The 12,937-nt window shown below is 70.2% G+C and carries 9 protein-coding genes; 4 read left to right on the top strand and 5 right to left on the bottom strand.

Features of this window, described 5'->3' with window-relative positions; all coding sequences use genetic code 11:
- Positions 1-90: 90 nt before the first annotated feature.
- Positions 91-1,491: an aspartate aminotransferase family protein gene (locus tag CW359_RS32115; protein WP_105973716.1), complete on the bottom strand. Its 1,401-nt coding sequence runs from the start codon at positions 1,489-1,491 to the stop codon at positions 91-93.
- Complete coding sequence (locus tag CW359_RS32110) at positions 1,476-1,991, bottom strand: Lrp/AsnC family transcriptional regulator (RefSeq protein WP_105973715.1); 516 nt, start codon at positions 1,989-1,991, stop codon at positions 1,476-1,478. Before CW359_RS32110 ends, CW359_RS32115 begins: the two co-directional genes overlap by 16 nt.
- A 165-nt stretch (positions 1,992-2,156) precedes the next feature.
- Between CW359_RS32110 and CW359_RS32105 the strand changes: the two genes are divergently transcribed.
- Together CW359_RS32105 and CW359_RS32100 are read left to right on the top strand one after the other, a co-directional pair.
- Positions 2,157-3,596, top strand: coding sequence for a gamma-aminobutyraldehyde dehydrogenase (locus CW359_RS32105; protein ID WP_105973714.1), 1,440 nt, complete (start codon positions 2,157-2,159; stop codon positions 3,594-3,596).
- Between the two features lie 26 nt (positions 3,597-3,622).
- A complete protein-coding gene (locus CW359_RS32100; RefSeq protein WP_105973713.1) occupies positions 3,623-4,813 on the top strand; it encodes a polyamine ABC transporter substrate-binding protein in 1,191 nt (396 codons plus the stop codon).
- A 158-nt stretch (positions 4,814-4,971) separates the two neighbouring features.
- Here the strand turns inward: CW359_RS32100 and CW359_RS32095 are convergent, their stop codons facing one another.
- A complete protein-coding gene (locus CW359_RS32095; protein WP_105973712.1) occupies positions 4,972-5,922 on the bottom strand; it encodes a LacI family DNA-binding transcriptional regulator in 951 nt (316 codons plus the stop codon).
- Between the two features lie 113 nt (positions 5,923-6,035).
- Between CW359_RS32095 and CW359_RS32090 the strand changes: the two genes are divergently transcribed.
- Both CW359_RS32090 and CW359_RS32085 read left to right on the top strand, forming a co-directional pair.
- Positions 6,036-7,004: an alpha/beta hydrolase gene (locus CW359_RS32090; RefSeq protein ID WP_105973711.1), complete on the top strand. Its 969-nt coding sequence runs from the start codon at positions 6,036-6,038 to the stop codon at positions 7,002-7,004.
- Positions 7,005-7,120: 116 nt separating this feature from the next.
- Positions 7,121-9,619: a glycoside hydrolase family 2 TIM barrel-domain containing protein gene (locus tag CW359_RS32085; RefSeq protein ID WP_105973710.1), complete on the top strand. Its 2,499-nt coding sequence runs from the start codon at positions 7,121-7,123 to the stop codon at positions 9,617-9,619.
- A gap of 45 nt (positions 9,620-9,664) precedes the next feature.
- Here CW359_RS32085 and CW359_RS32080 read toward each other — a convergent pair whose 3' ends face one another.
- Both CW359_RS32080 and CW359_RS32075 read right to left on the bottom strand, forming a co-directional pair.
- Positions 9,665-11,197: an MFS transporter gene (locus tag CW359_RS32080; RefSeq protein ID WP_105973709.1), complete on the bottom strand. Its 1,533-nt coding sequence runs from the start codon at positions 11,195-11,197 to the stop codon at positions 9,665-9,667.
- Between the two features lie 300 nt (positions 11,198-11,497).
- Positions 11,498-12,664 carry a serine hydrolase domain-containing protein gene (locus CW359_RS32075; RefSeq protein WP_105973708.1) on the bottom strand — a complete coding sequence of 389 codons (1,167 nt, stop codon included), beginning with the start codon at positions 12,662-12,664 and terminating at the stop codon, positions 11,498-11,500.
- Positions 12,665-12,937 lie beyond the last annotated feature (273 nt).

Here is a 12,937-nt window from a genome sequence, read left to right as displayed (position 1 = left end):
CACCGCGGACAGCACGCGGCCCGGGGTGCACCCTTCTCACTTGTATGGGTGCAACTCCGGGCCGTTGTCCAGCGGCTGAACCGCCGGCGGCTACAGCTTGGTCCAGGCCTCCGTCAGGGTCGCGCGCAGGATCTGTTCGATCTCGTCGAAGGTCTCCTGGTTGGAGATCAGCGGCGGGGCGAGCTGGACGACCGGGTCGCCGCGGTCGTCTGCGCGGCAGTACAGGCCGTTCTCGAAGAGGGCCTTGGAGAGGAAGCCGTAGAGGACGCGCTCGGTCTCCTCCGCGTCGAAGGACTCCTTGGTCGCCTTGTCCTTGACCAGTTCGATGCCGTAGAAGAAGCCGTTGCCGCGGACGTCGCCGACGATCGGCAGGTCGTACAGCTTCTCCAGGGTCGAGCGGAACGCGCCCTCGTTGTCCAGGACGTGCTGGTTGAGGCCCTCGCGCTCGAACAGGTCGAGGTTGGCCAGGCCCACCGCAGCCGAGACCGGGTGGCCGCCGAAGGTGTAGCCGTGCAGGAAGGTGTTCTCGCCCTTGTAGAAGGGCTCCGCGAGGCGGTCGCTGATGATGCAGGCGCCGATGGGGGAGTAGCCCGAGGTCATGCCCTTGGCGCAGGTGATCATGTCCGGGACGTAGTCGAACTTGTCGCAGGCGAACATCGTGCCGAGGCGGCCGAAGGCGCAGATGACCTCGTCAGAGACGAGCAGGACGTCGTGGCGGTCGCAGATCTCGCGGACCCGCTGGAAGTAGCCCGGCGGGGGCGGGAAGCAGCCGCCCGCGTTCTGGACCGGCTCCAGGAAGACCGCGGCGACCGTGTCGGGACCCTCGAAGAGGATCTCCTGCTCGATCTGGTCGGCGGCCCAGCGGCCGTACGCCTCCGGGTCGTCGCCGAAGAGCGGGGCGCGGTAGATGTTGGTGTTCGGGACCTTGTGGGCGCCGGGGACCAGGGGCTCGAAGGGGGCCTTCAGGGCGGGCAGTCCGGTGATGGACAGGGCGCCCTGCGGGGTGCCGTGGTAGGCGACCGCGCGCGAGATGACCTTGTACTTGGTGGGCTTGCCGGTCAGCTTGAAGTACTGCTTGGCGAGCTTCCAGGCGGTCTCGACGGCCTCACCGCCGCCCGTGGTGAAGAAGACCTTGTTGAGGTCGCCGGGAGCGTGGTCCGCCAGGCGCTCCGCCAGCTCCACCGCCTTGGGGTGGGCGTACGACCACACCGGGAAGAAGGCCAGCTCCTGGGCCTGCTTGAAGGCGGCCTCGGCGAGCTCGACGCGGCCGTGGCCGGCCTGGACCACGAACAGTCCCGCCAGACCGTCGAGATAGCGGCGGCCCTTGTCGTCGTAGATGTACGTGCCCTCGCCGCGGACGATCGTCGGGACGGGGGCGTTCTCGTACGAGGACATACGGGTGAAGTGCATCCACAGGTGGTCGTACGCGGTGCGGCTGAGGTCCTTGGGAGTGTCGGTCGACTCGGTGGTCACGGTTATCGGGTTCCCCACATGTAGGTCTGCTTCTTGAGCTTGAGGTAGACGAAGCTCTCGGTGGAGCGCACGCCGGGCAGGGCCCGTATGCGTTTGTTGATGACTTCCAGCAGGTGGTCGTCGTCCTCGCAGACGATCTCCGCGAGGAGGTCGAACGAGCCCGCCGTCATCACCACGTACTCGACTTCCGACATGGCCGTCAGCGCGTCCGCCACCGACTCCGTGTCCCCCTCGACGTTGATGCCGACCATCGCCTGCCTGCGGAAACCCACGGTGAGCGGGTCCGTGACGGCGACGATCTGCATCACGCCCTGGTCGAGCAGCTTCTGGACGCGCTGGCGCACGGCCGCCTCCGACAGGCCGACGGCCTTGCCGATCGCGGCGTACGGCCGCCGGCCGTCCTCCTGGAGCTGTTCGACGATGGCGAGGGAGACGGCGTCCAGCTGAGGCCCGCCGTTCCTGTGCTCACGGGCGTCCTTGTGCTCTGCGCTTCGACTGGCCACGCGCTCACTGTGCACGAGGAGTCGGCGGTTTCGCAAGGCTCGATCGATGAAATCCGTTGTTCATGGATGCCTGACTTGCGGATTTCGCAGCCTTCGGGGGATCGGGGGTGTTGAAAACGTGGGATCGCGGAATAGGGTGGGTGTCTCAGCCAATGGACATCTGAACCTGGAGGGCCGGCAGTGAGCACCGAGCTGCGTCGTCTGCGCAACTACATCGATGGTGAGTTCCGGGACGCCGCCGACGGGCGGACCACCGAGGTGGTCAACCCCGTGACGGGCGAGGCGTACGCGACCGCGCCGCTGTCCGGGGCGGCCGACGTCGACGCCGCGATGACGGCCGCCGCCGCCGCGTTCCCCGCGTGGCGGGACGCGACGCCCGCCGAGCGGCAGCGGGCCCTGCTGAAGATCGCGGACGCGTTCGAGGAGCGTGCCGAGGATCTGATCGCGGCCGAGGTGGAGAACACGGGCAAGCCGATCGGGCTGACCCGGTCGGAGGAGATCCCGCCGATGGTGGATCAGATCCGGTTCTTCGCGGGTGCCGCGCGGATGCTGGAGGGGCGGTCGGCCGGCGAGTACATGGAGGGCATGACCTCCATCATCCGGCGCGAGCCCATCGGTGTCTGTGCGCAGGTCGCACCGTGGAACTACCCGATGATGATGGCCGTGTGGAAGTTCGCGCCGGCGCTGGCCGCGGGCAACACGGTCGTCCTCAAGCCCTCGGACACCACCCCCGCCTCCACCGTCCTGATCGCCGAGATCATCGGCTCGATCCTCCCCAAGGGCGTCTTCAACGTCGTCACCGGCGACCGTGACACGGGCCGGCTGATGGTCGAGCACCCCACCCCCGCGATGGCGTCGATCACCGGTTCGGTGCGCGCGGGCATGTCGGTGGCCGAGTCCGCGTCGAAGGACCTCAAGCGCGTCCACCTGGAGCTGGGCGGCAAGGCGCCGGTCGTCGTGTTCGAGGACACCGACATCGCCAAGGCCGTCGAGGACATCTCCGTCGCGGGCTTCTTCAACGCGGGTCAGGACTGTACGGCGGCGACACGCGTCCTCGTACAGGAGTCCATCCACGACGAGTTCGTCGCCGCGCTCGCCAAGGCCGCCGCCGAGACGAAGACCGGGCAGCCGGACGACGAGGACGTGCTGTACGGGCCGCTGAACAACCCGAACCAGCTGAAGCAGGTCTCCGGGTTCATCGAGCGGCTGCCCGCGCACGCCAAGGTCGAGGCGGGCGGTCACCGGGTCGGTGAGAAGGGGTACTTCTACGCCCCGACCGTCGTGTCCGGGCTGAAGCAGGACGACGAGATCATCCAGAACGAGGTCTTCGGGCCGGTCATCACCGTCCAGTCCTTCGCGGACGAGAAGCAGGCCGTGGAGTGGGCCAACGGCGTGGACTACGCGCTCGCGTCGTCCGTGTGGACGAAGGACCACTCGCGCGCGATGCGGATGTCCAAGGTCTTGGACTTCGGCTGCGTCTGGATCAACACCCACATCCCGCTGGTCGCGGAGATGCCGCACGGCGGCTTCAAGAAGTCCGGCTACGGCAAGGACCTGTCCGGCTACGGCTTCGAGGACTACACGCGGATCAAGCACGTGATGACGTCGCTGGACGCGTAGCGCCCCGCGACCCGGTGGAACGGTGCATGGCAGTGAGGAGTACGTCCGCGCCCCTCGCCCGGCGGTCCCTGTTGCGCGCGCTGGGCGGGGGAGCCGCGCTCGGGGCGCTCGCCGGGTGCGGGGTGCCCGCCGCCTATGTGGCGCCGGGGGAGCGGGCCGGGGTCGATCTGTCCGCCAGTGAGAAGCGGCTGACCTGGGCGAACTGGCCCCTCTACATCGACACCGACGACGAGGACACGACCCGGCGGCCCACGCTGGAGGGGTTCGAGAAGCGGACCGGGATCGCCGTCGACTACGTCGAGGAGATCAACGACAACGACGAGTTCTTCGGGAAGATCAGCCCGGCGCTGATGAACCACCAGAGCACCGGACGCGATCTCGTCGTCATCAGCGACTGGATGTGCGCGCGGTTCGTCCGGCTGGGCTGGGTCCAGGAGATGGACCGGACCCGGCAGCCGAACGTCGCCGAGTACCTGGACCCGCAGCTCCGTTCGCCCGCCTTCGACCCCGGGCGGCGGTTCACGGTGCCGTGGCAGTCGGGGATCACCGGTATCGCGTACAACCGCCGCCGGGTCGGCCGGGAGATACGGCACGTCTCCGACCTGTGGGCGGACGACCTCAAGGGGCGCGTCACCCTGCTCTCCGGGCTGGACGAGGCGTTCGCGCTGCTCATGCAGGGCAACGGCGTCGACATCACCCGGTGGACGGCGGCAGACTTCGAGCTGGTGTGCGAGCAGGTCGCGGCGCGGGTGCGCAGCGGGCACATCCGGCGCTTCACCGGCAACGACTACATCAAGGACCTGGCCAGCGGTGACGTACTGGCCTGCCAGGCGTACTCCGGCGATGTGATCCAGCTCCAGGCGGACGACCCGGACATCCGCTTCGTCGTCCCCGAGGAGGGCGCCGAGCTGTGGGCGGAGTCGCTGATGATCCCGAACCTGGCGCGGCACAAGGCGAACGCCGAGGCGCTGATCGACTACTACTACCAGCCCGAGGTCGCCGCCGAACTGGCCGCGTGGGTCAACTACGTCTGCCCGGTACCCGCCGCGCAGGACGTGCTGGCCTCCTCCAACGGCGAGGACACCGCCGCCCTCGCCGAGGACCCGCTGATCTTCCCCGACGCCGAGATGCGCAAGCGGCTCGTGATCGCCCGGGACATCACCGGGGAGGAGCGGGTGGGGTTCGCCAAGCGGTGGAATGTGATCGTGGGGTTGTAGGAGTCGGGTGTCGGGCGGCTTCACCGTGCGTTGCGCGTTCTGTTCACCGCTGACGGTCGTGGTGTCCGGTCGGTCGTCGCGGTGGTCGTCCTGGAGCAGGCACCACCATGGAGATCCTCAAGCGGCCCGCGACCGTCAAGCAGTACCCGTACCGCCCGCTAGCCGGACTGGCGGACGATCACCCGGGCCGGTTCCGGGGCGGAAGCGGCTGTCGGCAGGCCCAGTGCGTCGCGTGCGGCGACGCGGCCCAGGGCCTCCGCGTCCAGGCGTACGGTCGTCAGCGCCGGGGAGAAGAGGGCGCCGTACGGGGTGTCGTCGAAGCCGATGACGGCCAGGTCCTCCGGCGCCCGGAGGCCGAGGCCGCGCATCGCGGCGAGCGTCACGAGCGCGACGTCGTCGTTGTAGGCGGCGAGGGCGGTCACCTCGGGGTGTTCGGCGCGGAAGGCCCGTAGGCGTTCCCCGGCTGCCTCGTGGTCACCGGGGACGACGAGCGTCGGGCAGCCGGGCAGGCCCGCGGTGCGCGCCGCCTGCCGCATGAGCCGTTCGCGCAGACCGGCGAGGGACTGGAGTTCGGGCGTGTCCGGCAGGACGGTCGCGATGTGCCGGTGGCCCTGCCCGACGAGGTACTGGACCGGGATGTCGGCCTGGGCCGAGAACGCGGTGAGGGAGCCCTCGACACCGGTGGCGAGCGCGTCCGCGTCCACCTGACCGGCGTCGCCCAGATCGATCACGGCCCGGGCGGAGACGGTCTGGGCCACGTCGGAGAGCGCCTGCGAGGAGAGATGGCCGTGCAGCACCAGGAGTACGTGCTGGTGCGCGGCGAGTTCGGCGTCCAGACCGCGGATGTAGCTGCCGAGGCCGCTGCCCGTGGGGATGCCCTCGACGTTGAGCAGCACGATCCGCGACGCCCCCTTGCGCAACGCCTGCGCCGAACCGTTGGGGACATAGCCGAGCGTGCGAGCCGCCTCCCGCACCCGCTCCCGTGTCTCCTGCGATACGTGCCCGGCGGCGCCGTTGAGGACGAAGCTCACCGTCGTCTGCGAGACACCGCTCACCCGGGCGACATCCTTGGCCGTCACGCGCGGGGACCGTCGCGTGGACTCGCTCACCTGCTGGCTCCTAGGGGCTGGGGAAGGGGGTCCCGGGTCTTGTGCGGTCTCCGGATCGGTGGTTAGGCTACCGCGAACTCATGGTAATACGATTTACCAAATGGGGAGTGCCCATGAAGCTCGACCCGGTCGCCCCGGAACTGCGCCGCAGCGTCTCGCGGATCCCACGCCTGCCCCTCCGCCTGGCCTGGGTGCTGCGCGGGGTGCGCGCCCTGGCCCGGCGGCACAGCCCCGGCGATCCGGTGAAGGGCGTCACCGTCGAACTCGTCGACGAGGGCCAGGGCATACGCGTCTACACCCCGGCCGGGGACCGTTCGGGGGCGGCACTGCTGTGGGTGCACGGCGGTGGCTACGTCATCGGCGACGCCCTCCAGGACGAGGTCTTCTGCTCCGCGACAGCCCAGGCCCTCGGCATCGTCGTCGTGTCGACGAACTACCGCCTCGCGCCCGAACACCCCTTCCCGGCCGCCCTCGACGACGCCTTCGCCGCCTGGGAGTGGCTCGGGAGGTCGGCGGAAGCTCTGGGTATCGACCGGGACCGCGTCGCCGTCGGGGGCGGCAGCGCCGGTGCGGGGCTGGCCGCCTGTCTGGTGCAGCGGCTGTACGACGCCGGCGGCACCCGGCCCGTCGCGCAGTGGCTGTTCGCCCCGATGGCCGACGACCGCACCGCCGCACGCCGCGAACTGGACCCGGTACGGCACCGGGTGTGGAGCAACGCGGCCAACCGGCGCGGCTGGCGTGCCTACCTCGGCACCGAGCCCGGCGGCTCCCACGCCCCCGACTACGCGGTCGCCGCCCGGCGTGCCGACCTGCGCGGACTGCCGCCCGCCTGGATCAGCGTGGGCGACATCGACCTGTTCGCCGACGAGTGCCGCACCTACGCCGAACGCCTGCGCGACGCGGGCGTGGAGTGCGCCTTCGACCTGGTCCCCGGCGCACCCCACGGCTTCGAGACCTGGGCCCCCGACACCCGCCCCGCCCGGGAACTGCTGGAGCGCAGCCGCGCCTGGCTGGGGGCACACCTGAGCGGTTCGGGAGCGGGTTCGGGGCCCGGATCCTCTGTCGTTCCCGGCGAGCCGTAGGCCCGTACCGGCCTCGATCCCGCCGTTCCCGCCACTTCGACCGACCGCGAAACCCGCACCGCCTCGGCCTCCCCCGGACCGGTGTGTCGCCCCGAGCCGCGCCCCATGGAGACAACATGATCCGCACGTCCTTCAACGACGGCTGGCAGACCCGCCCCAAGGTCAACCCCTTCGCCGAGATGTCCGGCACGAACGTCCCCTTCCGGCCGGTGACGCTCCCGCACGACGCGATGATCGAGCGGGAGCGTACGGCTCCCGGCGACGAGGTCACGATGCAGGGCGGGGCCGGCGCCTACTTCCCGGGCGGCGCGTACGAGTACCGCAAGACCTTCGCCGTCCCCGAGGAGCACCGGGGCAAGCGGATCCTCGTCGAGTTCGAGGGCGTCTACCGCGACGCCCTCGTCTACATCAACGGCGACTACGCCGGCCAACGCCCCTACGGCTACTCGCAGTTCCGCGTCGACGCCGACCGTTTCCTGCGCTTCGGCGAGGACAACGAGATCCGCGTCGAGGCCCGCGCCCACCGCGACTCGCGCTGGTACACCGGCGCGGGCATCTACCGCGACACCTGGCTGCTGGTCGGCGAGGTCGTCCGGATCTCGCCCGAGGGCGTCCGCGTCAGCACCCCGGACATCGACGGGGAGCGGGCGGTGGTCGAGGTCGCGACCCGGGTCGAGAACGACTCGATCGCGATCCGCACGGTCGAGGTCGTCACCGAGATCCGCGACGCCGCCGGGAACGCCGTCGCGACCGACACCTCGAAGCTCACGGTGCTGCCCGGCGAGCCCGCGACCGCACGCCAACGCCTGTACGTCCGGGGCCCCTCGCTGTGGAGCCCGGACTCGCCCGCCCTCTACACCGCCACCGTCGCCCTCAAGGACGCCGAAGCCGAGGTGGACGCCGAGACCGTCACCTTCGGCGTACGGTCCCTGCGGCTCGATCCCGTGCACGGCCTGCGGATCAACGGCGAGACGGTCAAGCTGCGCGGCGCCTGCGTCCACCACGACAACGGCGTCCTCGGAGCCGCCACCTTCGCCCGCGCCGAGGAACGCCGCGTCCAACTCCTCAAGGACGCGGGCTTCAACGCGATCCGGATGTCCCACAACCCCATGAGCAAGGGGATGTTGGACGCCTGCGACCGCCTCGGTGTGCTGGTGGTGGACGAGGCCTTCGACGTCTGGACGTCCGGCAAGAGCGAGTTCGACTACAGCCTGAACTTCCCCGAGTGGTGGGAACGGGACATCGAGGCGATGGTCGCCAAGGACTTCAACCACCCCAGCGTCATCATGTACTCCATCGGCAACGAGATCCCCGAGACCGGCTCACCCTCCGGAGCGGCGTGGGGGCGCAAGCTCGCGGAGAAGGTCCGCGCGCTGGACGGCACGCGCTACGTCACCAACGCGGTGAACGGCCTTCTCGCCGCCATGTCCGAACTGGGCGCCCTGATGCGGCAGAGGCACGAGAAGGCGGCGGACGCGAGCGAAGGTGAGGGTGAGGGGGAGAGTCAGGGCGAGGGCGCGGAGAAGGGCATCAACACCCTCATGGCCAACACCGGGGACATGATGAACGCGATCAACGCCTCCGACCTCGTCACCGGCAAGACGGCCGAGTCCTTCGCCCTCCTCGACGTCGCCGGCATGAACTACGCCGAGGCCCGCTACGCCCTCGACAAGGACCTGTTCCCCAGCCGGATCATCCTCGGCACCGAGACCTTCCCCACCCGCATCGACGGCAACTGGCAGCTGGTGAAGCAACACGGCCATGTCATCGGCGACTTCACCTGGACCGGCTGGGACTACCTCGGCGAGGTCGGCATCGGCCGCCCCCAGTACCTCACCCCGGGCGCACCCGCCCCCGCGCACACCGCCCCCTACCCCTACCTGGTCGCGGGCTGCGGCGACCTCGACATCACCGGCCACCGCCGCCCCGCCTCCTACTACCGCGAGATCGTCTTCGGCCTGCGCACCGAGCCCTACCTCGCGGTCCGCCGCCCCGAACACCACGGCGAGACCTACGCCGGCACCCCCTGGGCCTGGAGCGACAGCATCGCCTCCTGGACCTGGCCCGGCTTCGAGGGCCGTCCGGTCACCATCGAGGTCTACGGCGACGCCGACGAGGTCGAACTCCTCCTCGACGGACGCTCCCTGGGGCGCCGCCCGGTGGGCCAGGACCACAGTTTCCGCGCCGAGTTCGACACCTCGTACGAACCCGGCGAACTCCTCGCCGTCGCCTACCGCGCCGGCGTCGAGACCGGCCGCCACACCCTGCGCACGGCGACCGGCCCGGTACTGCTGCACGCCGAGCCCGACCGTCCGGCCGTCACGGCGAACACCGGCGACCTCGTGTACGTCACCCTCACCCTGACGGACCCGGACGGCACCCTCCACCCGGCGGCCGACCGTCCGGTCACCGTCGAGGTCTCCGGCCCCGGCGTCCTCCTCGGCTTCGGCAGCGCCGCCCCGGCCACCGAGGAACGCTTCGACGCCACCGAACGCCGCACCTACGAGGGCCGCGCCCTCGCCGTCCTGCGCCCGACCGGCCCCGGCAAGCTCCACCTCGTCGCCACCGCCCCCGACTGCGACCCCGCCGAAGTCGTGGTCACCGTCGAGGAGTAGCGGAGCGCAGAGGAGTAAGGGAGTAACGGGCTAGCGGAGCAGGCCTCAGCCCATGTGCACCGGAGCCGCGCCCTCGACGTGTTGCTGCTTCTTCGCGTTGAGGGCGGTCCCGGTGATCACCAGGGCCGCGAGGAACATGACCGACGCGGCGGCGAAGGCCACGGTGTAGCCATGGGTCAGGGCCTCGCCCGCCTTGGTGATCAGGGTGTGGTCCTGGGTGGCCAGGCCCCGGTAGAGGGTGGTGGCCGCCTCGGGCAGCTGGTCGTTGGCGGCCGTGGTGGAGATGGTCGACAGGACGGCGAGGCCGAGTGCGCCGCCGATCTGCTGGGCGGTGTTGAGCAGGGCGGAGGCGCTGCCCGTCTCGTGGTGCTCGACGGCGTGGATCGCGCCGAGCGTCATCGGGACGAAGCTCATGCCCAGGCCGAGGGCGGTGACGAACATCGCGGGCATGAGATGGGCGGTGAACGAGGAGTCCGGGGTGAGCGCGGCGAACCAGACCATGCCCGCCCCGGCGACCAGCAGTCCGGGCCCGGCCACGACGCGCGGTGCGACATGCGTGACGAGCTTGGAGCTGAGGCCCGCCGCGATGCCCATCCCGAGGCTGAAGGGCAGATAGGCGAAGCCGGTCCTGACCGCGCTGTAGCCCAGGATGAGCTGCATGTAGAGGGTGAGGAAGTAGAAGAAGGCCATCATGCCCGCGCCGATGAACAGCATCGTGGTGTAACTGCCGGACCGGGTGCGGTCCTTGAACAGGCGCAGCGGCATCATCGGGTGGGCCGCGCGCCGCTGGCCGAGCACGAAGACCACGAGCAGTACGACGGCCAGCGCGAAGGAGGCCAGGGTGAGGCCGTTGGTCCAGCCGTGCTCGCCGCCTCGGGTGATGCCGTAGACCAGGGAGATCAGCCCGCCGGTGCCGGTGACCGCGCCGGGGACGTCCAGGCGCCCGGGGTGACGTTCGGCCTCGACGAGCAGCCGGGTGCCCGCCAGGACGGCCACGCCGATGGGGATGTTGACGAAGAACACCCAGCGCCAGTCCAGGGTGTCGGTGAGCACACCGCCGAGCAGCAGGCCGACGGTGGCGCCGATGCCGGCCATGGCCGCGTAGACGCCCATCGCCTTGTTGCGTTCCCTGCCCGCCGGGAACGTGGTGGTGATCAGGGCCAGCGCGCTGGGTGCCGCGAGTGCCGCGCCGACGCCCTGGAGGACCCGGGCGAGGATCAACAGGCCCTCGTCCGGGGCGAGTCCGCCGAGCAGGGAGGCCAGGGTGAAGACGGCGATCCCGGCCTGGAAGACGCGCCGCCGTCCGTAGAGGTCACCGGCCCGGCCGCCGAGCAGGAGCAGTCCGCCGAAGGCCAGGGCGTAGGAGTTGACGATCCAGGCGAGGTTCGCGTCGGACACGTCGAGTTCGGTCTGGATGGCGGGCAGGGCGATGTTCGTGATCGTGGCGTCGAGGATCAGCATCAGCTGGGCGGCGGCGATCACGACGAGGGCGAGCCCCAGATGACGCCGGCCGCCGGGGCCGCCGGTGTCCGTGCCGCTGTGGACGGAGGAGGTGACAGTCGCACTGTCGGAAGGCATGCGAGAACTCCAGAGGGAGTGTGGAGCGACGGCATTCCCGATAGCTTCGGATGGGGAAACGGCCCGCTGTCCGTGGGAATGGAGAGTGAGACCGTAGCACCTCCTCCATTCCGTCGGAGCCGTGAAATCGGGGAATCCTGATGTGGTCATTCTCGCGCTTGACATTCCGGCTCCGACCCCCGCAACAAGCCCTCTGATCTGCGTCGATATGGATTTGCCTTTTCTGTTTGAGTGTGGGCACGGGACGAGTGTGGCCGTGTCCGCGGTGCCCACACTTTCCCGGATTTTTCAAATTGCCGCTTACCGTCGGAACGCGGCCTCGATGATGCGCCCGGCGACGGGATTCATGTCGTAGCCCTTGGCATCGGTCGAGTTGACCGAGTAGACGAGAGTGCGGGACAGATCGCGGGTGCCGACGACTATCGTGTTGTAGCCCCAGCGACCGCCCGACTTCCCCCACAGCTCCGTGCCGTCGGCGGTGACATGCCGCTGGAGGCCCGCGCTCATCGTGGCCCCGGGAACACCGGCGGGCAGGGTGAACATCTCCGTCAGCTGCGGCTCGGGCACGACCCGGCCACGGAACAGGGCGGTCAGCAGCCGCTCCAGATCCGCCGTCGTGGAGATCATCGACCCCGCCGCTCCGGTGTCGGTGGTGCCCCACACCGTGACATCGCGCAGCTCCGTCGTCCCGTCCGCGCGCGGCACGGCCTGGTAGCCGTGGTTGTGCGGCCCCCTGATCTCCGGGTCGGAGCCCGGGAGATAGGTGTCCCGCATCCCCAGCGGGCCGAAGATCCGCCGGGCCGCCTCCCGCTCGTACGACTGCCCGGTGACCTGCTCTATCAGCACCTCCAGGACCGTGTAGCCGATGTTGAGGTAGTGCTGCCCGGTGCCCGGCGCGAACTCGGGCTCCTTCGCCGTGGCCGAGGCGACCATCTCGCGGGCCGTGTGTAGGTCAAAGCGGTGCGCGTACACCTCCTCGAAGGTGTCGCCGGGGAGGTCGGGGGCCGGGATTCCGCTGGTGTGGTCGAGCAGTTGGCGCACGGTCACGCCCTCGTACGCGGCCGGGATCAGATCCGGCAGGTACTCCCGCACCGGCCGGCCCAGGTCCACGTCGCCCTCCGCCGCCAGCTGCAGCACGACCGCCGCCGTCACCACCTTTGTCGTCGACCCGGCCCGGAACCGCCCGTCCGGGTCCGCAGCCCGGCCGCTCGCCAGGTCGCGTACCCCCGCGCTGCCGTGCCAGTCGGGGCCCTTGCCGCCGACCCGCACGAGCGCGGCTGTCGCGTCCGCGTTCGGGAGTCCGGTGATCGCGGCGCGCAGGGCCTTGGCGTCGGGGCCCGCGACGTACGCGGTCGCCGGTGCGGACTCCGCGAGCGCGGGTGCGGCGAGGGGGCCGGCCGCCAGGGCGAGGGTCAGGGCGGCGGCGAGGGCGGTGGCGCGCAGGCCTAAGACGGTACGTGTGCGCATGGGGGCTCCAGAGGGGTGGCCGGTGTCGATGTGCACATCCTCGATCCAGGCCGGACGGCACGGATCGTCACCGAGGATGACGTCGACCCTGGTGTCGGCCCGAGGCCAACTGGGTTACCGAGCAGGCGAGTTGTCGGGGATCGCACCTAGGCCGTGTTTTGGAACTGAGTCCCTGGCCATGCTTCATGCCGTGATGATCTAGGTGTGGGGCGTGGGGATCTTTCGGATGGGCAGTGGTCGGTGCTGGAGCCGTTGTTGCCGGTCGTGGGGCTG

This window comes from Streptomyces geranii (genome assembly GCF_002954775.1).
GTDB lineage: Bacteria > Actinomycetota > Actinomycetes > Streptomycetales > Streptomycetaceae > Streptomyces > Streptomyces geranii.
This window is presented reverse-complemented; position numbering and strand designations above follow the sequence as displayed.

What these genes read in the sequence shown, in the direction of transcription:
- CW359_RS32085 (WP_105973710.1), top strand. Translation starts at nt 7,121, where the DNA reads ATGATCCGCACGTCCTTCAACGACGGCTGGCAGACCCGCCCCAAGGTC.
- CW359_RS32100 (WP_105973713.1), top strand. Translation starts at nt 3,623, where the DNA reads ATGGCAGTGAGGAGTACGTCCGCGCCCCTCGCCCGGCGGTCCCTGTTG.
- CW359_RS32075 (WP_105973708.1), bottom strand. Translation starts at nt 12,664, where the DNA reads ATGCGCACACGTACCGTCTTAGGCCTGCGCGCCACCGCCCTCGCCGCC.
- CW359_RS32090 (WP_105973711.1), top strand. Translation starts at nt 6,036, where the DNA reads ATGAAGCTCGACCCGGTCGCCCCGGAACTGCGCCGCAGCGTCTCGCGG.
- CW359_RS32080 (WP_105973709.1), bottom strand. Translation starts at nt 11,197, where the DNA reads ATGCCTTCCGACAGTGCGACTGTCACCTCCTCCGTCCACAGCGGCACG.